Here is a 26,594-nt window from a genome sequence, read left to right on the forward strand (position 1 = left end):
CGCTGTACAAGGACTGTGAATTGAACCCGAACTGGCACGCGACCCTGATTCGCCACCTGCTCCTGCTGATCAGCGTCTGCCTGCTCGGCGGGCTGATCAGCGGGCAATACGGCTGGAGCCTGGCGGTTGGCCTGGCGCTCTACCTGGGCTGGACCCTGAAGCAGTTGCTGCGCCTGCACGAATGGCTGCGCAACCACCAGCCCGACGAGGCGCCGCCGGACGGCTACGGGCTGTGGGGCGAAGTGTTCGACAGCATCTACCACCTGCAGCGCCGCGACCAGCGTGTCCGCGGGCGCCTGCAAGCGGTGATCGACCGAGTCCAGGAGTCCACCGCTGCCCTGCGCGATGCGGTGATCATGCTCGACAGCGATGGCAACCTGGAGTGGTGGAACCGCGCCGCCGAGACCCTGCTGGGCTTCAAGACGCCCCAAGATGGCGGGCAACCGGTCACCAACCTGGTCCGTCATCCGCGCTTCAAGGAATACTTCGAAGCGGAAAACTACATCGAACCGCTGGAAATCCCCTCACCAATCAACGACCGCCTGCGCGTGCAACTGCACATCACCCGCTACGGCAACAACGAGCACCTGATGCTGGTGCGCGATGTAACCCGCATCCACCAGCTCGAACAGATGCGCAAGGACTTCGTCGCCAACGTCTCCCACGAACTGCGCACGCCGCTGACGGTGATCGCCGGCTACCTCGAGACGCTGCTGGATAACGTCGAGGACGTGAACCCGCGCTGGGCTCGCGCGCTGCAGCAGATGAGCCAGCAAGGCTCGCGCATGCAGACCCTGCTCAACGACCTGTTGTTACTGGCCAAGTTGGAAGCGACCGACTATCCCTCGGACAATCAGCCGGTGGCGGTGGATACTTTGCTGCAGTCGATCAAGGGTGACGCCCAGGCGCTGTCCGGGCCCAAGCGCCAGAACATCTCCCTGGAAGCCGCGCCGGGCCTGCGCCTGAAAGGCAGCGAATCGGAACTGCGCAGCGCCTTCTCCAACCTGGTGTTCAATGCGGTCAAGTACACCCAGGAGGAAGGCACCATTCGCATCCGCTGGTGGGCCGACGAGCAGGGGGCACACCTGAGCGTGCAGGACTCCGGGGTGGGCATCGACGCCAAGCACCTGCCGCGCCTGACCGAACGCTTCTACCGAGTCGACTCCAGCCGTGCCTCCAACACAGGCGGCACCGGGCTGGGCCTGGCGATCGTCAAGCATGTGCTGATGCGCCATCGCGGCAAGCTGGAAATCAGTAGCGTGCCGGGTCATGGCAGCACGTTCACCTGTCATTTTGCGCCGGCACAATTGGCGGTAAATCGCAGCTGAGAATCGGCGAGCAAAAACCATCCCCTTTGCTTTTGCAGCTTCAGCCGCTACATTGGATCCCCTGTGCCAGCTAGAGCTGGCACTTTTTTTCTCTCTCTTTCAAAGACGGACCCCGTAAAAACTCCATCATGGACCCTTCCCCTGGTATCAGCCTCGCTTCTCTATTCGCCGATTTCGGCATGATTCTCTTTGCCCTGTTCCTGGTAGTTCTCAATGGCTTCTTCGTTGCCGCCGAGTTCGCCATGGTCAAGCTGCGCTCTACCCGCGTCGAATCCATCGCCGAGCTGCACGGCTGGCGCGGCAGCATCCTGCGCAAGGTACACAACCAGCTCGACGCCTACCTGTCGGCCTGCCAATTGGGCATCACCCTGGCCTCGCTGGGCCTGGGCTGGGTCGGAGAGCCGGCCTTCGCCCACCTGCTCGAACCGCTGCTGGCCTATCTGGGCGTCGACAGCCCGGAACTGATCAAGGCCGTGTCGTTCTTCGTCGCCTTCTTCGTGATCTCGTACCTGCACATCGTGGTCGGCGAACTGGCACCCAAATCCTGGGCGATCCGCAAGCCCGAGCTGCTGTCGCTGTGGACGGCAGTGCCGCTGTACCTGTTCTACTGGCTGATGTACCCGGCGATCTACCTGCTCAACGCCAGCGCCAACACCATCCTGCGCATCGCCGGCCAGGGCGAGCCCGGGCCGCACCATGAACACCACTACAGCCGTGAAGAGCTCAAGCTGATCCTGCACTCCAGCCGCGGCCAGGACCCAAGCGACCAGGGCATGCGCGTGCTGGCCTCGGCGGTGGAAATGGGTGAGCTGGAGGTGGTCGACTGGGCCAACTCCCGTGAAGACATGGTGGTGCTCGATGCCAAGGCGCCGCTGAAGAACATCCTGGCGATGTTCCGTCGCCACAAGTTCAGCCGCTACCCGGTGTACGACGCCGAGCGCGAAGAGTTCACCGGCCTGCTGCACATCAAGGACCTGCTGCTGGAACTGGCCGAGCTGGACCACCTTCCTGAAAGCATCGACCTGGAAGACCTGGCGCGGCCATTGGAACGCGTATCGCGACACATGCCGCTGTCGCAGCTGCTCGAGCAGTTCCGCAAGGGCGGTGCGCATTTCGTGCTGGTCGAGGAAGCCGATGGCAAGGTGATCGGCTACCTGACCATGGAAGACGTGCTGGAAGTGCTGGTCGGCGATATCCAGGACGAACACCGCAAAGCCGAACGCGGCATCCTTGCCTATCAGCCGGGCAAGCTGCTGGTGCGGGGCGACACGCCGCTGTTCAAGGTCGAACGCCTGCTGGGCGTCGACCTTGACCACATCGAGGCCGAGACCCTCGCAGGCCTGGTCTACGAGTCGCTCAAGCGCGTGCCCGAGGAAGAGGAAGTGCTGGAAGTCGAAGGCCTGCGCATCATCATCAAGAAGATGAAAGGGCCGAAGATCGTCTTGGCCAAGGTGCTGAAGCTCGACTGACGACGCTGTTCATGGGTTCCCTGCCGTGAAGTCCGGTAGTCCGCCAATCGGACGGTCGAAACGGTAGGGAATCGACTCCAGCGCCAGCCCCACGTTGCGCTGCACCACGAAATGCAGGTGTGGCCCGCTGCTGTTGCCGGTGTTGCCAGACTTGCCCAGCATCTCACCCTGCCCCACCCGCTGACCCTCGCTCACCACCACGGAACCCCGCATCAAGTGCAGGTACACCCCCATGGTGCCGTCTGCGTGCAGGATCCGCACGAAGTTGCCCGAAGGGTTGTTGCCACGTCCGCTCTGGCGGTTCTCCACTTTGACCACCACGCCACCCCGAGCGGCAATGATCGGCGTGCCCTCTGGCATGGCGATGTCCATGGCATAGCGGCCCTTCGCGCCAAAATGGCTGAAGCGCCCGTTGGGCCCTTGGCTCAGCCGGAACGGACCGCCGCGCCACGGAAAGGGATAGCGGTAGGCTTGCGGGCGCTGCGCGGGGTCGCCGAGGGCGTGACGCAGCTTGGCGCGGTATTTCAGTTGGCCGCCGGAACGCGCCAGCAACACGCTCAGCACCTGTGTGGAGCGCGGCGCCAGCACCCGTCGCACGATACGCGGCGCGTTACCGTCGCGGGCGTTGCCAAGGCCTTCCAGACGCAGTTCGACTTCCACTGGGGCGAACAGATCATTGCGCGCCAGGAAACGCACGCCCCCGGCAAAGGTTTCGGGCTGCAGACGGACCTGATCGTCGAGACGCTCGACCATCGGCTCGCGCAAGGCCATTGCCCGTGCCCCGGGGCTGGGCTGGTAGGAATAGGACGCCACGCCGAAGGTGTCGGTGGTGCTGTAGAGGGTCATGGCCATGCCCGGTGCCGAAGCCAAGAGCAGGGACAGCAACAGGCAGGCGCGCATGATAGTGGCTTTTTGACAGTTGTTATGTCTTGAGCCTAGCAGCGAGTTATCCCGGGGGTATGACAGTTGGTCGGGTGACTGCTTCGAATCTGACGCGGTAAGAGCGGCCTTTTGCCGCTCTTACCGGAGGGTGGAACAGCGGATCAACCGCCCGGCGTGAAGTGCTTCTGCGCAGTACCGCGGGCGATCAATCGCGACAGGTAATCGAGCTTCTGTGCATCCTGATCGACGAACTTGAACGTCAGTTGCAGCCAGTCGCTCTCAGGCTTGGGCTCGAGCGCGGCGATGGCATGCAGGTAACCGTTCAACCGTGCGACCTCGGCGTTCTCACCCTGCTCCAGATCGAGCACCGCACCTTCGAGCACCTGCGGCAGAGCAGCACTGCGGCGCACCACCAACAGCGCTTCCTTGAGGCTGAGGGCCTTGATCACGCAGGGCTGAGTACCGCTGGAAAGGCGCAGCTGCCCCTGACCTCGCCCGGACTGGGCTGCAGCGGCAGCGCTCTGCGGTGGCGGTGCGCTGATCAGCGGTTTGCTAGCGGCAGCCGACGCAGGCGTTGGCGCGACCTTCACGGCTTCGGGCTTGCCGCCGGTCAGGGCACTCAGCGAATCGTTGGCAAAGGCCGAATTGACTCGCGCCGGCGCTCCCGCCATCAGGGCCTCGAGCTTGCCGATCTTGGCCAGGGACTTCTTCACCTTGGTCAGCAACTGTTCGTTGGTGAACGGCTTGCCAACGAAGTCGGAGACGCCAGCCTGAATGGCCTGAATCACGTTTTCCTTGTCACCACGGCTGGTCACCATGATGAACTGCAGGGCTTTCATTTCTTCCTGCTGGCGACACCAGGTCAGCAGTTCAAGGCCGGACATCTCCGGCATCTCCCAGTCGCACAGGACCAGGTCGAAACGTTCCTTGCTCAGCATGGCCATGGCCTTGCGGCCATTGACCGCGTCTTCGATGACCATGCCTGGGAAGGCATTGCGCAGGCACTTCCTCACCAGGTCGCGGATGAACGGCGCATCGTCCACGACCAGCACATTGACTTTACTCATCGATACTCCTCTTGAATCCCGACTAGCATACCGCCGACTGATGGCAATTTGCCAAACCACTGGTCACGCCGGGACGTTTCAAGACTGTTCGCGGGTGCCTGCTGTATCTGCCACAAACGAAAACGCCCGGACGAGGCCGGGCGTTGATGCTCGGGAGCAATATTACTTATCGTCCGATTCGCCCGGAACATTAGCCTTTTCGGCAGAGCCGGAAGTGTCGCCCTCGACCTCGGCCTTCATGCGCTTGAGGCCCATGTGGCGTACATCGGTGCCACGCACCAGGTAGATCACCAGCTCCGAGATATTGCGGGCGTGGTCGCCGATACGCTCCAGCGAGCGCAGGGCCCAGATGACGCTCAACACCCGCGAGATCGAACGGGGGTCTTCCATCATGTAGGTGACCAGCTCGCGCAGCGCGGTCTTGTATTCGCGGTCGATGGTCTTGTCGTACTGGGCCACCGACAGTGCCAGCTCGGCGTCGAAACGGGCGAAGGCGTCCAGTGCATCGCGGACCATGTTGCGCACCTGGTCGCCGATGTGACGCACTTCGACGTAGCCACGGGGCGACTCGCCTTCCTCGCACAGCTGAATGGCGCGACGGGCGATCTTGGTCGACTCGTCACCGATGCGCTCCAGGTCGATCACCGACTTGGAGATGCTGATGATCAGACGCAGGTCGGACGCCGCAGGCTGGCGACGGGCGAGGATGCGTACGCATTCCTCGTCGATGTTGCGCTCCATCTGGTTGATCTGTTCATCGACCTCACGCACCTGCTGGGCCAGGCCCGAATCGGCTTCGATCAGCGCAGTCACGGCATCGTTGACCTGCTTCTCGACCAGGCCCCCCATCGCCAGCAGGTGGCTGCGCACTTCCTCGAGCTCGGCGTTGAACTGCTGGGAGATGTGATGGGTAAGGCTTTCTTTGTTGATCATCGTTCTCTAGTCCCTGAATCCTGTAGGAGCGGGCTTGTCGGGGCGCCGAATCGCCGCGCTGCTAGCCGTAACGCCCGGTAATGTAGTCTTCGGTCTGCTTCTTCGCCGGATTGGTGAAGAGCGTGTCGGTATCACCGAATTCGATCAGCTTGCCCATGTACATGAAAGCGGTGTAGTCGGAGACGCGCGCCGCCTGCTGCATGTTGTGGGTCACGATGACGATGGTGTACTTGGATTTCAGCTCGTAGATCAGCTCTTCGACCTTCAGCGTGGAAATCGGGTCCAGTGCCGAGCAAGGCTCGTCGAGCAACAGGACCTCAGGCTCCACGGCGATGGTACGGGCGATCACCAGACGCTGCTGCTGACCACCGGACAGTCCCAGCGCCGAGTCGTGCAGGCGGTCCTTGACCTCATCCCACAGCGCCGCGCCCTTGAGCGCCCACTCGACCGCTTCGTCGAGCACGCGCTTCTTGTTGATACCCTGGATACGCAGGCCGTAGACCACGTTCTCGTAGATGGTCTTGGGGAACGGGTTGGGCTTCTGGAACACCATGCCCACCCGGCGACGCAACTCGGCCACATCTTCGCCCTTGCGGTAGATGTTGTTGCCGTACAGGTTGATGGCGCCTTCCACGCGGCAACCATCGACCAGGTCGTTCATGCGGTTGAAGGTGCGCAGCAGCGTGGACTTGCCGCAGCCGGACGGGCCAATGAAGGCGGTCACGCGCTGTTTGGGGATGTTCATCTGTACATCGAACAGCGCCTGCTTGTCACCGTAGAACAGCGACAGGCCCGGGACTTCGATCGCCACGGTCTCTTCGGCCAGGCGCAGGCTCTGCTTGTCGCGGCCCAGGGCCGACATGTCGATGCCGTGGGAGTGGGATTCTTGCTGCATGGTCAACTCCATACGCTATCAATTCGTTTCAAAGGGCCGCCCATACCGTGGGCGGCTCACTTGCAATCAGGATCAGCTGTCGAGCGCCTTGTACTTCTCGCGCAGGTGGTTACGGATCCACACCGCCGAGAGGTTGAGGGTCGCGATCACCAGTACCAGCAGCAGCGCCGTGGCGTAGACCAGCGGTCGCGCGGCCTCGACGTTGGGGCTCTGGAAGCCGACGTCGTAGATGTGGAAGCCCAGGTGCATGATCTTCTGGTCGAGGTGCAGGTAAGGGTAGTTGCCGTCCACCGGCAGCGATGGCGCCAGTTTCACTACACCCACCAGCATCAGCGGCGCCACCTCGCCTGCGGCGCGCGCCACGGCGAGAATCATGCCGGTCATCATCGCCGGGCTGGCCATCGGCAGTACGATTTTCCACAGCGTCTCGGCCTTGGTCGCACCCAGGGCCAACGAGCCCTCGCGCACGGTACGCGGAATCCGCGCCAGGCCTTCTTCAGTGGCGACGATCACCACAGGAACCGCCAGTAGCGCCAGGGTCAGCGAGGCCCACAACAAGCCTGGCGTGCCCAGCGTAGGCGCCGGTAGCGATTCGGGGAAGAACAGCCGGTCGATCGAGCCACCCAGCACGTACACGAAGAAGCCCAGGCCGAATACGCCGTAGACGATCGCCGGCACGCCGGCCAGGTTGTTCACCGCGATGCGGATCAGCCGCGTAACCGGGCCTTGCCTGGCGTATTCGCGCAGGTAGACCGCCGCCAGCACGCCAAAGGGGGTGACGATCACGGCCATGATCAGGGTCATCATCACCGTGCCGAAGATGGCCGGGAAGATGCCGCCTTCGGTGTTGGCTTCACGCGGGTCGTCGCTGAGGAACTCCCAGACCTTGCTGAAGTAGGCGCCCATCTTGGTCATCGCCGACATGCCGTTCGGCTGGATGGCATGCACCACCTTGCTCAGGTTGATCTCCACCTGGCGGCCGTTGGCGTCGCGGGCCACCAGGCTGTCGCGGGCGAAGGCCTGGTGCAGGCCGGTCAGACGCTCCTCGATGGTCTTGTAGCGGCTGTTCAGCTCTGCGCGTTCAGACTCGATATCGGCCTGGGCGGCCGCATCCAGCTTGCCCTGCAGTTCCAGCTTGCGGCTGTGCAGGCGCAGGCGTTCGAGGCCGTGGTTGATGGAGCCGATATCTTTCTTCTCGAGCGACACCAGTTGGTCGTTCAGGTCGCTGGCGCGCTTGAGGCGGCTCTGCAGTTCGTTCCAGGCGCTCGGGCCTTCGGCGACCACACGACCTTCTTCCTTGACGCTGACCAGGTAACCATAGAAGTTGCCCCACTCGCGGCGCTCCAGGGCAATCAGGTCGGCAGGCTTGCTCTGGTCCACCAGCCATTCGCCGACCAGCCAGGTGAAATCGCTGCCGTTGAGGTCGCGGTTTCCGACCTTGACCAGCTCGCGGGTCATGAACTCCGGCCCCTGGTCAGGTACCGGCAGGCCAGCGCTCTTGAGGCGCTCGCGCGGGACTTCTTCCTTCTGCACCACTTCGCCGACGATCACATGATCGGCCTGGCCGGGCACCTTGTAGGTGGCCTGGATCAGGTCGGCCGGCCAGAAGTGGCCCAGGCCGCGCACAGCGATCACGGCGAGCAGGCCGACGGTCATGATCACCGCCATGGCGACCGCGCCACCGCTGATCCACACGCCCGGCGCACCGCTCTTGAACCAGCCTTTGAGGGAATCCTTTTTCACGGATCTCTACCTTTCTATCAAAGCGACGAGTATTTCTTGCGCAGACGCTGGCGAATCAGCTCGGCCAAGGTGTTCATGATGAAGGTGAACATCAGCAGCACGAGGGCGGCGAGGAACAGCACACGATAGTGGCTGCCGCCGACTTCCGACTCGGGCATTTCCACGGCCACGTTGGCGGCCAGGGTGCGCATGCCCTCGAACAGGTTCAGTTCCATCACCGGGGTGTTGCCGGTGGCCATGAGCACGATCATGGTCTCGCCCACCGCCCGGCCCATGCCGATCATCAGCGCCGAGAAGATGCCCGGGCTTGCGGTGAGGATGACCACGCGGGTCAGGGTCTGCCAAGGCGTCGCGCCCAGCGCCAGCGAGCCCAGCGTGAGGCTGCGCGGCACGCTGAACACGGCGTCTTCGGCGATCGAGTAGATGTTCGGGATGACCGCGAAGCCCATGGCGATACCGACCACCAGGGCGTTGCGCTGGTCATAGGTGATGCCCATGTCGTGGCTGATCCACAGGCGCATGTCGCCGCCGAAGAACCAGCTCTCCAGGAACGGGCTCATGGACAGCGCGAACCAGCCGATCGCCAGGATCACCGGGATCAGGATCGCCGCCTCCCAGCCATCCGGGACGCGCTGACGGATCGACTCTGGCAGGCGGCTCCAGGAGAAGCCCGCCACCAGGATGCCGATCGGCAAGATCAGCAACAGGCTGAACACGCCCGGCAGGTGGCCTTCGAGATACGGCGCCAGGAACAGGCCGGCGAAGAAGCCGAGGATCACCGTCGGCATCGCTTCCATCAGCTCGATCACCGGCTTGACCTTGCGACGCATGCCAGGGGCCATGAAATAGGCGGTGTAGATGGCCGCGGCAATGGCCAGGGGTGCCGCCAGGATCATCGCGTAGAACGCGGCCTTGAGCGTACCGAAGGTCAGCGGCGACAGGCTCAGCTTGGGTTCGAAATCGGTGTTGGAGGCGGTCGACTGCCAGACGTACTTCGGCTCGTCGTAGTTCTCGTACCAGACCTTGCCCCACAGCGCGCTGAAGGACACTTCAGGGTGCGGGTTGCGCAGGCTCAGTGGCAGCAGCTTGCCGCCTTCTTCGATCATGATGCGGTTGGCGCGCGGCGACAGCGCCAGCACACCGGCGCCATCGGCGACCGGCTCGACCAGCAGGGTACGGTGCGCGGTGCTGTGGAACACACCAAGCTTGCCGTCGTTGTCCAGGGCGATGAAGCCCTTGCGCCGCTCCTCGGCATCGATCTGGGCGATCGGTGCCTTGCCCAACTGGAAGCTGCGGATCAGCTTGAAGCGCGACTCGCCATCCGGGTCGCGGGCCATGAACCACTGGCTCAGGCCACCCTTGGAGTCACCGAAGATCAGCGAGATACCACCGACCAGCTGGCCACTGGCAGTGATTTCGGCGTTACCATCTTCGAGCAGCTTGTAGCGACCGTTGAGGCTCTTGTCCCGCAGGCTGAAGACATCGGCGGTGGCGCGACCGTTGACCACGTACAACCACTGCTGGCGCGGGTCGATGAAGATGTTCTTCACCGTCTGGGTCATCTGCGGCAGCGCGATGCGGTTCTGTTCGGTGGTGACGTCGCCAGTCATCATGTTTTCAGTGCGCGACAGCTCGATCACCTGCAGTTGCGTGCCGGTGGAGCCGGCCAGCAGCAGGGTGTCGCCATTGAGGTTGACGCTCACGTGCTCCAGCGCACGACCCTGTTCGTCGAGGGCGAAAGGATCCTGACCATAGGGGTAGTCGATGCCCGCGTTGATGGTCTTCTTGTTGTCCGGATAGGTGATCTTGTAGGTGTGGTGGAACACCAGCGCCTGGCCATTGGACAACCCCAGCACCACCAGCGGACTGCCCGGCTGGTCGGTACCGATCGAACTGACCGTGGTGCCCGCCGGCAGAGGCAGGTCGACGCGCTTGATCTCGGCACCGGTCTTGGTATCGAAGAACAGCGCCTGACCCTTGTCGGAAACACGCATGCCCACGAGGTTCTGCTCCTCGAGGGCGATCATCAGCGGCTTGCCGGCATCCTGCTGCAACCAGGTCGGCTCCAGGGCTTTCTTGCTGGTCAGCTCAGCGCCCTGGAACAGCGGCAGCACCACGTAGGCCAGATAGAAGAAGATCAAGGTAATGGCTGCCAATACGGCAAGCCCGCCCACCAGGACATACCAGCGGGTCAGGCGGTCCTTCAACGCGCGCATGCGGCGCTTGCGTTGCAGCTCGGGCGTATTGAAATCAATGCGCACGGGAGGGGAATTTGGGGTCATTGTGGAATTGGCCAGATCATTCATGCGCACACCCTAGCGGTCCCGTATGACAGAAACATGACAGTGTAGTGACGCAAAAAAGCCCGCCGCTCAGGAGACCTGGCTTCGGACTGGGGAAAGTCATGGAAGGGGCCGACCCACTGGCCCACCCCTTCCGGGCAACACGTCTTACTTGTGGGACAGACCCAGGTCACCCAGGGTCTTCTCGACCACTTTGGCCGGCAGCGGGATGTAGCCATCCTTCACCACGACCTGCTGGCCTGCCTGCGACAGGACCAGCTTCACGAACTCGGCTTCCAGCGGTGCCAGAGGCTTGTTCGGTGCCTTGTTGACGTATACGTACAGGAAGCGCGACAGCGGGTAGGTACCGTTCAGGGCGTTGGCTTCGTTATCTTCGATGAACTCGCCGCCTTCCTTCTTGGCCAGGGCTACGGTCTTGACGCTGGCGGTCTTGTAACCGATACCCGAGTAGCCGATGCCGTTCAGCGAGGAGCTGATCGACTGCACGACCGAAGCCGAGCCAGGTTGTTCGTTGACGTTAGGCTTGAAGTCGCCTTTGCACAGGGCTTCTTCCTTGAAGTAGCCGTAGGTGCCCGATACCGAGTTGCGGCCAAACAGCTGGATTGGCTTGTTGGCCAGGTCGCCGGTCACACCGACGTCACCCCAGGTCTTGATCTCGGCCTTGCCACCGCACAGGCGGGTGGAGGAGAAGATGGCGTCGACCTGAGCCATGGTCAGGCCCTTGATCGGGTTGTCCTTGTGCACGAACACGGCCAGGGCGTCGACAGCGACCGGGATGGCGGTCGGCTTGTAGCCGTACTTCTGCTCGAAGGCCTGCAGCTCCACGTCCTTCATCTTGCGGCTCATCGGGCCCAGGTTGGCGGTGCCTTCGGTCAGCGCGGGTGGCGCGGTGGACGAGCCGGCAGCCTGGATCTGGATGTTTACGTTCGGATATTCCTTCTTGTAGGCCTCGGCCCACAGAGTCATCAGGTTCGCGAGGGTGTCGGAACCGACGCTGGAGAGGTTGCCCGATACGCCAGTGGTCTTGGTGTAGGTCGGGATAGCAGGGTCGACAGCGGCGACCGCGTTGGCGGCAGCGACGCCAGCGGCGGCAAAGGTCAGGGCCGCCATCAAACGCTTCAGTTTCATGCCTTGCTCCTAGCAGGAATATGGGGTGTGTTGGATGGAACGGGGCCCAGTATCGGCAGGCCGCATGAACACGATATGACCTAATTGTGACAAATGGATGAAAGGCCATCATCGCTGCCGAGGATGGCCTTTCGGGTGCCGCAGGAAACCGACTCAGCGCTTGTTGATCAGCAGGTACACCCCGACCAGCAGCCCAACAGCGCACAGGCCAGCCACATAGTAGGCCGGTGCCATCGGGCTGAATTTGAGCAGGGCGGTCACCACCATCGGGGTCAGGCCGCCGAAAATGGCGTAGGCGACGTTGTAGGAGAACGACAGCCCGCTGAAGCGCACCACCGCCGGGAAGGCCTTGACCATCACATAAGGCACCGCGCCAACCAGACCGACGAACAGTCCGGTAAGGGCATACAGCGGGAACAGCAGGTCAGGCCGGGTCGGCAGGCTGTGGTAGAACGCCCACGACGAAGCCAGCAGCGCCAGGCTGCCGATCACGAACACCCGCCCTGCGCCGAAGCGGTCGGCCAGGCTGCCGGCGCCGATGCAGCCCAGGCTGAGCAGCACGATGGCCAGGCTGTTGGCCTTGAGCGAATCGGTGGGGCTGACGTGATAGAGGCTCTGCAGCAGCGCCGGGGTCATCAGGATCACCACCACGATGCCCGCCGACAGCAACCAAGTCAGCAGCATCGACAGGATGATCGCGCCACGGTGGTCGCGCAGTACCGCACGCAGCGGCAGCTCTTCGGCCAGCGCCTTGCGCTGCTGCATCTCGGCGAACACCGGGGTCTCGTGCAGCCAACGACGCAGATACACGGCGAACAGGCCGAACACACCGCCGAGCAGGAAGGGGATCCGCCAGGCGTAGTCGGCCACCTCTTCAGGGCTGTAGACGGTGTTGATCAGGGTTGCCACCAGCGACCCCAGCAGGATGCCGGCAGTCAGGCCAGCAGTCAGGGTGCCGCAGGCATAGCCGGTATTGCGCTCCGGTACGTGCTCGGAGACGAACACCCAGGCGCCCGGCACCTCGCCACCGATGGCGGCGCCCTGCACCACCCGCATCAATAGCAGCAGAATCGGCGCCCACAGGCCAACCTGTGCATAAGTCGGCAGCAGGCCCATGATCAGGGTGGGCAAGGCCATCATGAAGATGCTCAGGGTGAACATCTTCTTGCGCCCGAGCAGGTCACCAAAGTGCGCCATGATGATGCCACCCAGCGGGCGCGCCAGATAACCTGCGGCAAAGATGCCGAAGGTCTGCATCAGGCGCAGCCATTCGGGCATGTCGGCGGGGAAGAACAGCTTGCCCACCACGGTGGCGAAGAACACGAAGATGATGAAGTCGTAGAACTCCAGCGCTCCGCCCAAGGCGGACAGTGAGAGGGTCTTGTAGTCACTGCGGGTCAGCGGCCGCGAGGGCTGCTCGATACTGCTCGGCACGGAGGTCATGGATGTTCTCTTATAAGGCAGGCCGCTTGTGCTGCGGCTTGTGGCGCGGGAGTGGGCAAGATAACAAATTGCCGCGCATGGCTCATAGAGGTACAAAAACTCTACAGATATTCACCAATGTGCGGTCGTCGCTGGCCGATACCGTCTATATACTGCGCTCTTCGTAGGAAAAGGTTGTTTACGATGTGGGATGTTGTGCGAAAACGCCGGTCATTATGTGCAGGCGGTTTCGCAGAGTTTCCCTTTGGCCGCCAACCGGAGCGAAATCAGCGTAGTATGTTTCTGGCTGAATCGTTTTTCAGGGCGTCCGTCACCGCGCCAACCAACGAAGCGTCACGGGTCAGAGGCCCCACGGCATGATTGAGCTCGAACAAGAAGATCCTATCCCGCAGGGCGACCTGGCCCTTCAGATCACCGCGCTACCGCGCGAAACCAATGGCTTCGGCGATATCTTCGGCGGCTGGCTGGTCGCCCAGATGGACCTGGCCGGTACTGCCATGGCCAGCCGCGTGGCTGGCGGCCGTGTGGCCACGGTGGCGATCGATCGCATGGCATTCCTGGTGCCGGTGGCCGTGGGCGCGCAACTGTCCTTCTATACGCAGACCCTGGAGATCGGCCGCAGCTCGATCCAGATGATGGTCGAGGTCTGGAGCGACGACCCGCTGTCCAGCGAATGGCGCAAAGTCACCGAGGCGGTGTTCGTTTTCGTGGCCATCGACGGCAGTGGCCGCACCCGCTCCGTACCTCGTCGCTGAGCCCGGCGCGCGGTAAACTCGTTGCAGGCTTCGAGGTCCAACGGCCTCACCTGCAATCAACGAGACGAGCGCATGGCAACCTTCAAGGTCGACACCGAGCAACACGGCGAACTCAACTGCTGGCGCGTCACCAGCCGGCATGCCGAAATCCTCATCGCCCAGCAGGGCGCGCAGATTCTCAGCTACCAGCCCATCGGTGACGAGCCCCTGCTGTGGCTCAGTGACCAGGCGATCTTCCGCCAGGGCAAGTCGGTACGCGCCGGTGTGCCGGTATGCTGGCCATGGTTCAGCAACTTTCAGCGCAATCCCGATTCGGTCAAGGCCATGTACCACGGCAGCGAGGCACCGGCCCACGGCCTGGCGCGCGGACGCGACTGGCAGTTGCTTGGCGTCGAGGAAGTCGGTGAAAACCTGCGTATCGAGTTCGACCTGCCCGAGGCTCAAGGCCAACTGCCAGACTGGCCACACAAAGTCGAGCTGCGCCTGCTGATCGAGCTCGGCGAACAACTGCACGTTTCGCTTTGCAGCCGCAACCTGGGCGATGCCAGCGTCACGCTCAGCCAGGCACTGCACAGCTACTTTGCCGTCAGCGATGTACGCCAGGTGCACGTGGAAGGCGTCGAGGGGCTGCCTTATATCGAGACTCTGGAGGGCTGGGAGCAGCGCACCCAGCAAGGCAAGCTGGGCTTTGCCGGCGAGACCGACCGCATCTACCTGAACACTCCCGAGCGCCTGGCGATCGTCGACCCGCAATGGAAGCGGCGCATCACCTTGCACGCCACCGGCTCACGCAGTGCAGTGACCTGGAACCCCTGGACCGACCGCGCGCGCGAGCTGCCCGACATGGCCGACGACGGCTGGCAGCGGATGCTGTGCGTGGAGACGGCGAATGTGTGGGATGACGTGGTGGAACTCAAGCCTGGAGCCAGCCATGTGCTGCGGGTGGTGATTGGCCGCGAAGCGCTCTGATTCGACAGGACACCGCGCTGTCCGTAGGAGCAACTGTCTTGCTCAAAATCTAAAGGTCAGCCCAATCCCCTGTGGGAGCGGACTTGTCCCGCGAACACGGGCGTAGCCCGTGCCAGGCAGCGCGGTGTCTTTTTCGCGGGCAAGTCGGGGCACCGAACCGCCGCTGCTACAAAAACCTGTTCAGGCTCAAAGATCGGCGTCCTCGACCACCCTCACCTTCCCCGCGTCCAGCGCATAGGCCGCATCGGCCAGGTCATTGCTGACCTTCTCGATCTTCAGCGTACCGGTCACCCACAGCGGCGTGTAGATATCGGCGATCTTCAGCCCTTTCGGGTAGCGCACCAGCACCAGCTGGTTCGGCGGAGGTGGCGGCACATGGATGCAGGCCCCCGGATAAGGCACGAGGAAGAACAAGGTGCTGTTGCCCTTGGCATCGCTCTCCAGCGGCACAGGATAGCCGCCCAGGCGGATCTGCTTGCCGTTCATGGCCGCCACGGTCTTGGTCGAATACATCACCGCCGGCAGGCCCTGGCTTTGCTTCAGGCCGCCCTTGGCGGTGAAGGTGCCCATGGCTTCGGGGGAGTTGTGATCGATCTCGGGCATCTGCTCGAGAGCCTTCTGGTCCGACTTGGGCATCAACTCCAGCCAGTCGGTTTCGGGCAGCTCGGCATGGGCCAGGGTGCTGGCCAGCAACAAGGGAAGAAGGAATAACGCACGCATGGCAATGCTCGGCAACTCTAGTGAATTGCCGCGCATTCTAGCCTGTGTTCAGCGCTTCTTGATGAATCCGTAGATCACCAGCAGCACGATGGCGCCAACCAGGGCACCGAAGAAGCCCGCCGCCTGTCCGGCCTGGTAGATACCCAGGGCCTGCCCGCCATAGGTGGCCACCAGGGAGCCGGCGATGCCGAGCAGAATGGTCATGATCCAGCCCATGCTGTCGTCCCCGGGTTTCAGGAAACGCGCCAGCAAGCCGACGATCAGGCCGATGAAGATGGTTCCGATGATGCCCATGGCAATCCCTCTACAGTGAAGATGGAACACGCCAAAGCCTAGACAGCGCTTTGGCGTGTTGCCATCTCAGAGGGCCTGCTGCAGGCAGAAGTTCGATCAGCCGACGATCAACGCCTCTACTTCGGCGATCTTGGCCTTGAGCGTGACCATGTCCGTGCAGCGCAGGGTGGCGTGACCGACCTTGCGCCCCGCCTTGAACGCCTTGCCATAGTGATGCAGGTGGCAATCGTCGATGGCCACGACCTTGTCGACCGCAGGCACTTCGCCGATGAAGTTGAGCATGGCGCTCTCGCCGACCTTGCCCGTCGAGCCCAGCGGCAGGCCGGCGACGGCCCGCAGATGGTTCTCGAACTGGCTGCACTCGGCGCCTTCGATGGTCCAGTGCCCGGAGTTGTGCACACGCGGGGCGATCTCGTTGGCCTTGAGGCCACCGTCGACCTCGAAGAACTCGAACGCCATTACGCCAACATAGTCGAGCTTGTGCAGCACACGGCCGACGTAATCCTCGGCCAGCGCCTGCAGTGGATGCGCATCGCTTGCCACCGACAGGCGCAGGATGCCGCTGTCATGGGTGTTGTGCACCAGCGGATAGAAGCGCGTCTCGCCATCGCGGGCTCGCACGGCAACCAGCGAGACTTCGCCGGTGAACGGCACGAAGCCTTCCAGCAGGCAAGGGACGCTGCCCAGCTCGGCGAAGGTGCCGACCACGTCCTCTGGCTTGCGCAGGACCTTCTGGCCCTTGCCGTCATAACCCAGGGTGCGGGTCTTGAGCACGGCCGGCAGGCCGATGCTGGCCACTGCCGCGTCGAGGTCGTCCTGCGAAAGGATGTCGGCGAAGGCCGGGGTCGGGATGCCCAGGTCGCGGAACATGCTCTTCTCGAACAGGCGATCGCGCGCGATGCGCAGAGCTTCAGCGCTTGGGTAGACCGGCACGAACTGCGACAGGAAGGCCACGGTTTCCGCCGGGACGCTCTCGAACTCGAAGGTCACCAGGTCGACTTCGTCGGCCAGTTGGCGCAGGTGGTCCTGGTCGCCATAGTCGGCACGCAGGTGCTCGCCCAGAGGAGCGGCGCAGGCGTCCGGTGCCGGGTCGAGGAAGGCGAAGTTCATGCCCAGCGGAGTGCCCGCCAGGGCCAGCATGCGACCCAGTTGGCCGCCACCGATTACACCGATCTTCATGTCGTCAGCCTCAAGCCTGGCGGGGGTCCGGGTTGTCCAGGACGGTTTCGGTCTGCTCCGCGCGGAACTGCTTGAGCGCCGCGTGGTACTGCGGGTGCTTGGCACCCAGGATGCTTGCCGACAGCAGCGCGGCGTTGATCGCGCCAGCCTTGCCGATGGCCAGGGTGGCAACCGGGATGCCGGCTGGCATCTGCACGATCGACAGCAGTGAATCGACACCCGACAGCATCGAGGACTGCACAGGTACGCCCAGCACCGGCAGGTGCGTCTTGGCGGCGCACATGCCCGGCAGGTGCGCAGCACCACCGGCGCCGGCGATGATCACCTCGATGCCGCGGCCTTCGGCCTCTTCGGCGTACTGGAACAGCAGGTCCGGGGTCCGGTGGGCGGACACCACCTTCACCTCGTAGGGAATGCCGAGTTTTTCCAGCATATCGGCGGTGTGGCTAAGGGTGGACCAATCGGACTTGGAGCCCATGATCACGCCAACCAGTGCACTCATCGTCGAGCCTCTTCGCTTGTGCGCCCTTGGGCGCCGTCAAAAAACAACAAGCCACGCGGGACGACCGGCGTGGCTTGTTTGCTGATCATGACCGGATCGATCCAGTCGAGGGGCCGCGCAGTATACCGTAACGTTAGGCATTCGAGGCACCCCTGGCGACCAACTGTCGGCCTTATTTTTCGGGGCTTTGACTGACTTTAGAGTCAACTGCGCCCGCCAGCGCTCCACCTTCGAGCTTGCGCCACAGCAGGCGCACGTTCGCCTTGCGCACCAGGGCGCAGCGGTAGAGGCGAATCTCCAGCGGCACGTGCCACTGGCTGGAGCCGCAGATCGCCAATTCGCCACGCTCCAGCTCGCCGCGCATCGACAGGCGCGGCACCCAGGCGATACCCATGCCTTCGAGCGCCATGCTCTTGAGACTGTCGGCCATCGCCGTTTCGTACACTGTGGTGTAGCGCAGGTTGCGCTGGCGCAGCAGCAGGCTGACGGATCGCCCGAGGAATGCCCCGGCGCTGTAGGCCAGGAGCGGCACGCTGCCCTCGCCTTCCAGGTCGAACAGCGGCTTGCCATCGGCCCCGACGGCACAGACTGGCAGCATTTCGGTGGTGCCCATGTGCAACGACGGGAAGATCTCGGCATCCATCTGCAAGGCGGCATCAGGGTCGTAAAAGGCCAGCATCAGGTCACAGCCACCTTCCCTCAAGGCATGCACTGCATCGCCTACGTTGGTGGCCACCAGGCGGGTGGCGATGTTCATGCCGTCGTTGCGCAATTGGGCCACCCAGCGCGGGAAGAAGCCGGACGCCAGCGAGTGCGCCGCCGCGACCTGGACCACCTCGCCCTGACCACCTTCCAGATGATGTAAATGGCGGAGAACTTCGCTCAACTGGTCGACAACGGTACGCGCGGTAACGAGAAACAGCTGACCCGCCTCAGTCAGCTCTATCGGCGTGCGGGAACGATTCACCAAGGTCAGCCCCAATGCCGCTTCCAGGCTGCGGATGCGTCGACTGAAGGCCGGCTGCGTCACGAAGCGGCGCTCCGCCGCCTGGGAAAAACTGCGTGTGGAGGCCAGAGCACTGAAGTCTTCCAGCCACTTGCTTTCAAGGTTCATCGAGAAGCTCCGCAGGCGTGCACCAAAATGGAACACGCTCGATTGTCAATCGGCGTCACATCAAACCGTATGCCGTTTGTGCATAGGTTAGCGTCTAACAGCATTGGCCGCAAAATCTGCCGAGGCCTAGGATTGGCGGCATTCCGGCAGGTGCCGGGTTTAAATCGAGATGATATCCGTCATGTCCTCCGCTGCATCGTTCCGCGTCGAAAAAGACCTGCTTGGTACCCTTGAAGTCCCTGCCGATGCCTACTACGGCATCCAGACTCTACGCGCTGCCAACAACTTCCACCTCTCCGGCGTTCCGCTGTCGCACTACCCGAAACTGGTAGTCGGCCTGGCGATGGTCAAGCAAGCCGCTGCTGACGCCAACCGTGAGCTGGGGCACCTGAGCGATGCCAAGCACGCCGCCATCAGCGAGGCCTGTGCCCGCCTGATCCGTGGCGACTTCCACGAGCAGTTCGTGGTGGACATGATCCAGGGCGGTGCTGGTACTTCTACCAACATGAACGCCAACGAGGTCATCGCCAACATCGCACTGGAGGCCATGGGTCACCAGAAGGGTGAGTACCAGTACCTGCACCCGAACAACGATGTGAACATGGCGCAGTCGACCAACGACGCCTACCCGACCGCCATCCGCCTCGGCCTGCTGCTGGGCCACGACGCCCTGCTGGCCAGCCTCGACAGCCTGATCCAGGCTTTCGCTGCCAAAGGTGAAGAGTTCAGCCACGTACTGAAGATGGGCCGTACCCAGCTGCAGGACGCCGTGCCGATGACCCTGGGCCAGGAATTCCGTGCCTTCGCCACCACCATGACCGAAGACCTCAACCGTCTGCGTTCGCTGGCACCGGAACTGCTCACCGAAATCAACCTGGGCGGCACCGCCATCGGCACCGGCATCAACGCCGACCCGGGCTACCAGGCCCTGGCGGTACAACGCCTGGCAGCCATCAGCGGCCAGCCGCTGGTTCCTGCGGCCGACCTGATCGAAGCCACCTCCGACATGGGCGCCTTCGTGCTGTTCTCCGGCATGCTCAAGCGCACCGCGGTCAAGCTGTCGAAGATCTGCAACGACCTGCGCCTGCTGTCCAGCGGCCCGCGCACCGGCATCAACGAGATCAACCTGCCGGCGCGCCAGCCAGGCAGCTCGATCATGCCAGGCAAGGTCAACCCGGTGATCCCGGAAGCGGTCAACCAAGTCGCCTTCGCCATCATGGGCAACGACCTGGCCCTGACCGTCGCCGCCGAAGGTGGCCAGCTGCAGCTGAACGTGATGGAACCGCTGATCGCCTACAAGATCTTCGACTCGATCCGCCTGCTGCAGCGCGCCATGGACATGCTGCGCGAGCACTGCATCGTCGGTATCACTGCCAACGAACAGCGCTGCCGTGAACTGGTCGAGCACTCGATCGGCCTGGTCACCGCCTTGAACCCGTACATCGGCTACGAAAACGCCACCCGTATCGCCCGCGTCGCCCTGGAAACCGGCCGCGGCGTGCTGGAACTGGTGCGCGAAGAGAAGTTGCTGGACGAAGCGATGCTCAACGACATCCTCCGCCCGGAAAACATGATCGCGCCACGTCTGGTTCCGCTGAAGGCGTAACCCGACCGCTGCAACCTGTCTCACCAGGTCGAGGGACTAGACACCTCTCAACCTTTCAAGGGCCCGAGCGCACGCTCCGGGCCCTTTTTTTATGCCCAGCACCTGCAAACGGTTCCCGGCACACTCCTTGCTCGATAATGCCCCTCACCCCCACGGGATGCCGAGCATGCTGCACAGCCACCTCACCACCCTCAACGCGGTTTCGTTGATTCTCAACGTCTTCCAGGAAGAGGGCTGTACCGCCTCGCAACTGCTCGCCGGCAGCGGCATAGGCCCGGCAGACCTGGGCCATCCCGATGCGCGCATCACCACCCAGCAAGAGCTGCAGGTGTGTGCCAATGCAGTCGCCCGACGCGAGGAGATCGGCCTGGAGCTGGGGCGGCGGATGCATGTGTCGTGCTACGGCATGCTCGGTTACGCCTTGCTCTCGAGTGCCACTTTGGGTGACGCCCTGCGCCTGGCGCTGCGTTATCCGGCACTGCTGGGAACAATCTTCCAGTTGCGCCTGGTCGACGATGGCCAGCGTGTCTGGCTGAGCGCCAGCGATTATCGCGAGGGGCCGGCACTGGCAGCGTTCAATGCCGAATTCTGCCTGGTCTCGCTGAAAGTCATCTGCGATGACCTGCTCGGCCGGCCGCTACCCTTGCTGGCCGCACGCTTCGAACACGCACGCCCTGCCTACCATCTGCTCTACGCCGGTGCATTCCCCTGCCCGACGGGCTTCGAATCGCGAGACAACGCCTTTGCCTTCGAACGGCGCTGGCTCGATATGCCACTGCCCCTGGCCGACCCCATCACCCACAAAGCCATGGCCGAACGCTGCAGGCGCCTGAACCTGGAGTTCACTGGCCGCCAGGCCTGGCTGGGGCGCATTCGCCAGCTGCTGATGCAGCAGCTCGATGCGGCGCCTGGGCTCGAGGGCCTGGCGCGGCAGATGAACTGCTCGTCGCGCACCTTGCGGCGACACCTACAGGCGTTGGGCAGCAGTTATCAACAGCTGCTCGATGAGCTGCGCTTCGAACGGGCCAAACAGTTGCTCGCCGAAGACCAGATGCCGATCTACCGGATCGCCGAAACCCTGGGATTCAGCGAGACGGCAAGCTTCCGACACGCGTTCCAGCGCTGGAGTGGCGTGGCGCCCAGCCATTTTCGGGGGTAGTCGGCACCCGTCCAGCCGCGGGGCAATAGGCCGGAAATATCCCCAAACCACCCGATCCGGCCATCGCCAGTGGCCATATCGATCCCCTTTTGGCCGTTTGCAACGTTCTCTCCACCTGGCCCGCCCACCACAATGGACCCACGCCAGTCACCTTCGGAGAACAACAAATGCTGACGATCTATTCCGATGACCATCGCCTGCACCACGGCCGCTGCGAGCTGATCGACGGCAAGCTGATGCCGTGTTTCGAGATGCCCTCGCGCGCTGACCATGTGCTCGCCCGCGTCCAGCACCGCGACATTGGCCCGATCCAGGGCCCGACCGACTTCGGCCGCGCGCCGCTGCTGCGCATCCACAGCGCCGCCTATCTGGACTTCTTCGAAGGCGCCTGGGCGCGCTGGGCGGCCATGAACCAGGAGGGCGACCTGCTGCCCTTCACCTGGCCAGCACGTACCCTGCGCCAGATCAAACCCACCGGCCTGCACGGCGAACTGGGCTACTACAGCTTCGACGGCGGCGCGCCGATCACCGCCGGTACCTGGCAGGCCGCCTACAGCGCAGCGCAAGTCGCACTGACCGGGCAGGCCGCGATCCAGAGCGGCGCCCATGCCGCCTTTGCCCTGTGCCGTCCGCCAGGGCACCACGCTGCCGCCGAAGTGATGGGCGGCTACTGCTACCTGAACAACGCCGCCATCGCAGCCCAGGCCTTCCTCGACCAAGGCCGGCGCAAGGTCGCGATCCTCGATGTCGACTACCACCACGGCAACGGCACCCAGGACATCTTCTACGACCGTAACGACGTGTTCTTCGCCTCGATCCACGGCGATCCGACCGACGAATTCCCGTTCTTCCTCGGCTATGCCGACGAAACCGGCGAGGGCGCGGGCGAGGGCTGCAACGTCAACTACCCTCTGCCGGCAGGTAGCGACTGGGTCACCTGGAGTGCCGCCCTCGAAGACGCCTGCCAACGCATTGCCAACTTCGACGCCGATGTGCTGGTGGTCTCGCTCGGCGTGGACACCTTCAAGGACGATCCGATCTCCCAGTTCAAGCTCGACAGCCCGGACTACCTGGAGATGGGCAAGCGCATCGCCCAACTCGGCAAGCCGACCCTGTTCGTGATGGAAGGTGGCTATGCCGTCGAGGAAATCGGCATCAATGCGGTCAATGTGCTGGAAGGGTTCCAGCGCGCCCAGCCAGGAGCCTGATCATGCATCCATTCAAGCGTCTGTTAGCCCCGCTCGTTGCTGCCGGCCTGCTGGCTGGTGGCCTTCAGGTCCATGCCGAACAACGCACCCTGCGGGTGTACAACTGGTTCGACTACATCACTCCGCAGACCCTGGTCGACTTCCAGAAGGATGCCCAGGTCAAACTGATCTACGACATCTTCGACACCAACGAAGCACTGGAAGCCAAGCTGCTGACCGGCAACTCCGGCTATGACGTGGTAGTGCCCTCCAACGTGTTCCTCGCCAAGCAGATCGAGGCTGGAGTCTTCCAACCCCTGGATCGCAGCAAGCTGCCGAACTGGCAGCACCTGGACCCAACGCTGATGAAGCTGATCGAGGCCAACGATCCGGGCAACAAGTTCGCCGTGCCCTACATGTACGGCACCATCCTGATCGGCTTCAACCCAGCCAAGGTGAAGGCCGTGCTGGGTGACAACGCCCCAGTGGACAGCTGGGACCTGATCTTCAAGGAAGAGAACATCGCCAAACTCAAGCAGTGCGGCGTGGCGCTGCTTGATTCGCCGTCGGAAATCCTGCCGCTGGCCCTGCAGTACCTGGGCCTGTCACCCAACAGCGACAAGCCTGAGGACTACAAGAAGGCCGAGGCGCTGCTGATGAAGATTCGCCCGCACGTCACCTACTTCCATTCCTCGAAGTACATGGCCGATATCGCCAACGGCGACATCTGCGTGGCAGTGGGCTACTCCGGCAGCTTCTCGCAGGCCGCCAACCGTGCGCGCGAAGCCAAGAATGGCGTGGTGGTGGACATGCGCCTGCCCAAGGAAGGCGCGCCGATCTGGTTCGACATGCTGGCCATTCCGAAAAATGCAGCGAACCCGGACGACGCCCACACCTTCATCAACTACCTGCTGCGTCCAGAGGTGATCGCGCCGATCAGCGACTTCGTCGGCTACCCCAACCCGAACAAGGACGCGACCGAAAAGGTCAGCCCACAGATTCGCAACAACCCGAACCTGTACCCGACGGCTGAGGCGATGACCACGCTGTATACCCTCAAGCCGCTGAGCAAAGAAGCCGAACGGGCAAGGACTCGGGCCTGGACGCGGATCAAGTCCGGTACCTGAGCCGCCTGCTTCGCGGGCAAGCCCGCTCCTACAGGTTCTTTGTAGGAGCGGGCTTGCCCGCGAAACAGACAACGCGGTCTAACGCCTTACCGCCAGACCCTGCGCAATCGCATCAACGCCTCGGCAATCTGCTCCTCGGGCACCGCAGCAAACCCCAGCACCAGCCCTCCCCGCTTATCCACAGGCACCTCGCTATCTTCCAGCCAGTAACTGCTCAGCGGGTGCACCTCTACCCCCACCGCCTCGGCCTTGGCCACCAGCGCTTGCTCCCGCGCGAAGTTATCCACATCCACTTTCACATGCAGTCCCGCCGCCACTTCCGGCATTGCGCCCAGCCCCGGCACATCCAGCGGCCAGCCGGCCTTGAGCACATTGCGCCGCGCCAGCGCCGCTCGACGCATGCGGCGTATATGCCGCTGGAAGTGCCCCTGAGCCATGAATTGCGCCATCACGCACTGCGTCCCGACTTCGGAATGCCGCACCGCCAATGCACGCGCCTGGCTGAAGGCCTGCACCAGTCGCGGCGGCAGCACCAGGTAACCCAGGCGCAACGCGGGGAAGGCGATCTTGCCGAAGGTGCCGACGTAGATCACCCGCTGCTGGCGGTCCAGCGCTGCAAGGGGGGCCAGCGGTGGGCCGCTGTAGCGGTATTCGCCGTCGTAATCGTCCTCGATGATCCAGCCATCCTGGCGTTCGGCCCAGGCCAGCAACGACAAGCGTCGCGCCAGGCTCATGGTGACGCCGGTGGGGTATTGGTGCGCAGGCGTCACGTAGGCCAGGCGACAGTCGCGCAACTGGGCGAGCTGCTCGCACACCAGCCCTTCCTCGTCTATCGCCACACCGCGCACCTTCGCTCCGGCCAGGGCAAAGGCATGACCGGCGGCGCGATAGCCCGGGTTTTCCACAGCCACCTCCTCGCCAGGTTGCAGCAGCAGCTGTGCACAAAGGCTGATGGCCTGCTGTGCACCACTGGTGATCACAATTTGTTCAGCGGTGCACGAAAGCCCTCGCGAGCGACGCATGTAGGCCGCAATCAGTTCGCGCAGCACAGGCTCCCCGGCCGGGTCGCCGTAACCGAGCAGCGCAGGATCGGGATCACGCCAGAAACCCGCTTGCAGCTTGGCCCAGACGTCGAACGGGAACAGATCGAACGCGGGAATACCGACCCGAAAAGCCCTCGGAGCCCCGGCTCTGGGCGGTGAAAGATGGTGTGATTTCAAGCGCTCCAAGGGTGCGCTGGAGCGCGTTGAACTGGATAAATCCTCAGTGTCATCGGGCGAAAATGTGGATAACTCTGTTGATAACCCCTGGGATAACCTTGTTGATAACTGTGTGGACAGTTTTGGCAGCCGACTCACATAGGTGCCATCCCCGACTCGGCTTTCGATGAAGCCTTCGGCGTACAACTGGTCATAGGCACGCACCACGCTGTTGCGCGACAGCGCCAGCACCGAAGCCAGGTCACGAGTGGCCGGCAGCCGCGTGCCACTGCTCAGCCGGCCGTCCAGCACCCGCGCGCGCAGTGCCTGGTAGAGCTGCTGGCTGAGGCCACGGCGGCGGTCCAGCACAATGCCGGCGGGGTCGAAAGGCAAAACGAGAGGACGCTCACTCATGACATTGGACCTGTCAAATCAGCGGTAAATGGCTCTTACACAGAACCAATAGCCTGCCTAGGATGATGCCATCAAACAAGGACTTCGCCATGTACAACGCCAAGCCTCATCAGGAACACGATCTCCAACGTCTGCACCAGCAGATGCTGCAGACGCGCCTTGCCACGCTGGTCAGCCACGGAGAGCACGGCCTGCTGGCGACCCACCTGCCAGTGCTGGTGGACACCCGCGAAGGCGAGTTCGGTACGGTATACGGCCACCTGGCCCGCGCCAACCACCAGTGGCAGGACCTGGAGCGAGGCGGTGAAGCCCTGCTGGTTTTCCAGGGCGCCGATGCCTACGTGAGCCCCGGCTACTACCCGAGCAAGCTGGAGAATCCAAAGGTGGTGCCCACGTGGAACTATGTGGCGGTGCATGCCCACGGGCCGGTCGAGGTCATCCATGACCCGGCGCCCCTGCTGGAGATCGTCAGCCGCCTGACCGACCTGCATGAACAAGGCCGCGCCACCCCCTGGAAGGTCGCCGACGCCCCCGCCGACTACATCGACGGCATGCTCCGCGCCATCGTCGGCATCCGCCTGCCCATCACCCGCATCCAGGGCGCCCGCAAGCTCAGCCAGAACCGCAGCGCCGAAGATGTCCAAGGCGTGCGCGAAGGCCTGGCCAACAGCCCCGATCCACTCGACAACCAACTCGCGACGCAGATGCGTTCGCTTTGAAGGAAACCACCATGTCCAACGTCACCTTGCGCCCGGTCACTCTCGAAGACCACGCCGCCTGGCTGCCCCTGTGGCAGGCCTACCTGCGCTTCTACCAGACCACCCTCGCCGAAGAGGTCACGGCCAATACCTGGCAGCGCCTGCTCGACCCCAGCGAACCCACCCACTCGGCCCTCGCCTGGGTCGATGGCAAAGCGGTGGGAATGGTCAACTACATCTATCATCGTTCCAACTGGAGCATCGAGAACTCCTGCTACCTGCAAGACCTCTACGTCGACGGCGAGCAGCGCGGCCTGGGTATCGGCCGCCAGCTGATCGAACACGTCTACGCCGCCGCCAAGACCGCTGGCTGCATCAAGGTGCACTGGCTGACCCACGAGACCAACGCCACGGCCATCAGCCTGTACGAGCAGGTCGCCGAGCGTCCGGGCTTCATTCAATTTCGCAAAGCACTGTAGG

General features: G+C 63.3%; 24 protein-coding genes. 10 read left to right on the forward strand and 14 right to left on the reverse strand.

The window, feature by feature from the left end:
* The first annotated feature begins 20 nt into the window (after positions 1–20).
* Both phoR and ACTYOL_RS27240 read left to right on the forward strand, forming a co-directional pair.
* Positions 21–1,328, forward strand: a complete 1,308-nt coding sequence (gene phoR, locus ACTYOL_RS27235; protein WP_197891693.1) for a phosphate regulon sensor histidine kinase PhoR — start codon at positions 21–23, stop codon at positions 1,326–1,328.
* Positions 1,329–1,456: 128 nt separating this feature from the next.
* A complete protein-coding gene (locus ACTYOL_RS27240; RefSeq protein ID WP_054894888.1) occupies positions 1,457–2,797 on the forward strand; it encodes a hemolysin family protein in 1,341 nt (446 codons plus the stop codon).
* A 9-nt stretch (positions 2,798–2,806) separates the two neighbouring features.
* Here ACTYOL_RS27240 and ACTYOL_RS27245 read toward each other — a convergent pair whose 3' ends face one another.
* From ACTYOL_RS27245 to ACTYOL_RS27280, 8 genes are all read right to left on the reverse strand, one after another.
* On the reverse strand, positions 2,807–3,697 hold the full coding sequence (locus ACTYOL_RS27245; RefSeq protein WP_054894889.1) for a M23 family metallopeptidase: 891 nt from the start codon (positions 3,695–3,697) through the stop codon (positions 2,807–2,809).
* 143 nt (positions 3,698–3,840) lie between these two features.
* A complete protein-coding gene (locus tag ACTYOL_RS27250) occupies positions 3,841–4,746 on the reverse strand; it encodes a response regulator (RefSeq protein WP_153774183.1) in 906 nt (301 codons plus the stop codon).
* Positions 4,747–4,908: 162 nt separating this feature from the next.
* Positions 4,909–5,679 carry a phosphate signaling complex protein PhoU gene (phoU, locus tag ACTYOL_RS27255; RefSeq protein WP_153774182.1) on the reverse strand — a complete coding sequence of 257 codons (771 nt, stop codon included), beginning with the start codon at positions 5,677–5,679 and terminating at the stop codon, positions 4,909–4,911.
* Between the two features lie 61 nt (positions 5,680–5,740).
* Positions 5,741–6,574, reverse strand: coding sequence for a phosphate ABC transporter ATP-binding protein PstB (gene pstB / locus ACTYOL_RS27260; RefSeq protein ID WP_054892955.1), 834 nt, complete (start codon positions 6,572–6,574; stop codon positions 5,741–5,743).
* A gap of 72 nt (positions 6,575–6,646) precedes the next feature.
* Positions 6,647–8,317 carry a phosphate ABC transporter permease PstA gene (gene pstA, locus ACTYOL_RS27265; RefSeq protein ID WP_151925842.1) on the reverse strand — a complete coding sequence of 557 codons (1,671 nt, stop codon included), beginning with the start codon at positions 8,315–8,317 and terminating at the stop codon, positions 6,647–6,649.
* Between the two features lie 17 nt (positions 8,318–8,334).
* Complete coding sequence (locus ACTYOL_RS27270) at positions 8,335–10,623, reverse strand: ABC transporter permease subunit (RefSeq protein ID WP_444757365.1); 2,289 nt, start codon at positions 10,621–10,623, stop codon at positions 8,335–8,337.
* Between the two features lie 144 nt (positions 10,624–10,767).
* On the reverse strand, positions 10,768–11,748 hold the full coding sequence (locus ACTYOL_RS27275) for a phosphate ABC transporter substrate-binding protein PstS (protein WP_054892958.1): 981 nt from the start codon (positions 11,746–11,748) through the stop codon (positions 10,768–10,770).
* A gap of 153 nt (positions 11,749–11,901) precedes the next feature.
* A complete protein-coding gene (locus tag ACTYOL_RS27280; protein ID WP_054892959.1) occupies positions 11,902–13,191 on the reverse strand; it encodes an MFS transporter in 1,290 nt (429 codons plus the stop codon).
* A 356-nt stretch (positions 13,192–13,547) separates the two neighbouring features.
* Here ACTYOL_RS27280 and ACTYOL_RS27285 point away from each other — a divergent pair, with 356 nt between their 5' ends.
* Positions 13,548–13,946: an acyl-CoA thioesterase gene (locus ACTYOL_RS27285; RefSeq protein WP_003253317.1), complete on the forward strand. Its 399-nt coding sequence runs from the start codon at positions 13,548–13,550 to the stop codon at positions 13,944–13,946.
* A 72-nt stretch (positions 13,947–14,018) separates the two neighbouring features.
* Positions 14,019–14,915, forward strand: a complete 897-nt coding sequence (locus ACTYOL_RS27290; RefSeq protein ID WP_444757366.1) for a D-hexose-6-phosphate mutarotase — start codon at positions 14,019–14,021, stop codon at positions 14,913–14,915.
* Positions 14,916–15,101: 186 nt separating this feature from the next.
* On the opposite strand, the gene ACTYOL_RS27295 is transcribed toward ACTYOL_RS27290, so the two are convergent.
* The 5 genes from ACTYOL_RS27295 to ACTYOL_RS27315 all read right to left on the reverse strand — a co-directional run bounded on the left by ACTYOL_RS27295 (position 15,102) and on the right by ACTYOL_RS27315 (position 18,724).
* The gene (locus ACTYOL_RS27295) at positions 15,102–15,635 is read right to left on the reverse strand and encodes a DUF3299 domain-containing protein (protein ID WP_162714440.1); all 534 of its coding nucleotides are present in this window, start codon (positions 15,633–15,635) and stop codon (positions 15,102–15,104) included.
* Between the two features lie 48 nt (positions 15,636–15,683).
* Entirely contained in the window at positions 15,684–15,929 is a 246-nt protein-coding gene (locus ACTYOL_RS27300) for a GlsB/YeaQ/YmgE family stress response membrane protein (RefSeq protein WP_054892962.1), read from the reverse strand.
* A gap of 96 nt (positions 15,930–16,025) precedes the next feature.
* Positions 16,026–17,108 (reverse strand): 5-(carboxyamino)imidazole ribonucleotide synthase, encoded by a 1,083-nt coding sequence (locus ACTYOL_RS27305; protein ID WP_444757367.1) that lies wholly within the window; start codon positions 17,106–17,108, stop codon positions 16,026–16,028.
* A 10-nt stretch (positions 17,109–17,118) separates the two neighbouring features.
* Entirely contained in the window at positions 17,119–17,610 is a 492-nt protein-coding gene (gene purE / locus ACTYOL_RS27310; RefSeq protein ID WP_054892964.1) for a 5-(carboxyamino)imidazole ribonucleotide mutase, read from the reverse strand.
* Between the two features lie 172 nt (positions 17,611–17,782).
* The gene (locus tag ACTYOL_RS27315; protein WP_054892965.1) at positions 17,783–18,724 is read right to left on the reverse strand and encodes a LysR substrate-binding domain-containing protein; all 942 of its coding nucleotides are present in this window, start codon (positions 18,722–18,724) and stop codon (positions 17,783–17,785) included.
* Between the two features lie 181 nt (positions 18,725–18,905).
* Here ACTYOL_RS27315 and aspA point away from each other — a divergent pair, with 181 nt between their 5' ends.
* From aspA to ACTYOL_RS27335, 4 genes are all read left to right on the forward strand, one after another.
* Positions 18,906–20,330 carry an aspartate ammonia-lyase gene (aspA, locus tag ACTYOL_RS27320; RefSeq protein WP_054892966.1) on the forward strand — a complete coding sequence of 475 codons (1,425 nt, stop codon included), beginning with the start codon at positions 18,906–18,908 and terminating at the stop codon, positions 20,328–20,330.
* Between the two features lie 166 nt (positions 20,331–20,496).
* Positions 20,497–21,489, forward strand: coding sequence for an AraC family transcriptional regulator (locus tag ACTYOL_RS27325; protein WP_054892967.1), 993 nt, complete (start codon positions 20,497–20,499; stop codon positions 21,487–21,489).
* Between the two features lie 167 nt (positions 21,490–21,656).
* Positions 21,657–22,697: a histone deacetylase family protein gene (locus tag ACTYOL_RS27330; protein WP_444757368.1), complete on the forward strand. Its 1,041-nt coding sequence runs from the start codon at positions 21,657–21,659 to the stop codon at positions 22,695–22,697.
* 2 nt (positions 22,698–22,699) lie between these two features.
* On the forward strand, positions 22,700–23,803 hold the full coding sequence (locus tag ACTYOL_RS27335; protein WP_444757369.1) for a polyamine ABC transporter substrate-binding protein: 1,104 nt from the start codon (positions 22,700–22,702) through the stop codon (positions 23,801–23,803).
* Positions 23,804–23,889: 86 nt separating this feature from the next.
* On the opposite strand, the gene pdxR is transcribed toward ACTYOL_RS27335, so the two are convergent.
* Positions 23,890–25,416 (reverse strand): MocR-like pyridoxine biosynthesis transcription factor PdxR, encoded by a 1,527-nt coding sequence (gene pdxR, locus ACTYOL_RS27340; RefSeq protein WP_444757370.1) that lies wholly within the window; start codon positions 25,414–25,416, stop codon positions 23,890–23,892.
* An 89-nt stretch (positions 25,417–25,505) separates the two neighbouring features.
* Here pdxR and ACTYOL_RS27345 point away from each other — a divergent pair, with 89 nt between their 5' ends.
* Positions 25,506–26,135, forward strand: coding sequence for an FMN-binding negative transcriptional regulator (locus ACTYOL_RS27345; RefSeq protein ID WP_054892971.1), 630 nt, complete (start codon positions 25,506–25,508; stop codon positions 26,133–26,135).
* A gap of 11 nt (positions 26,136–26,146) precedes the next feature.
* Complete coding sequence (locus ACTYOL_RS27350; RefSeq protein WP_200603728.1) at positions 26,147–26,593, forward strand: GNAT family N-acetyltransferase; 447 nt, start codon at positions 26,147–26,149, stop codon at positions 26,591–26,593.
* Position 26,594: the final 1 nt, after the last annotated feature.

This window comes from Pseudomonas sp. A014, assembly GCF_052378495.1.
GTDB lineage: Bacteria > Pseudomonadota > Gammaproteobacteria > Pseudomonadales > Pseudomonadaceae > Aquipseudomonas > Aquipseudomonas machongensis.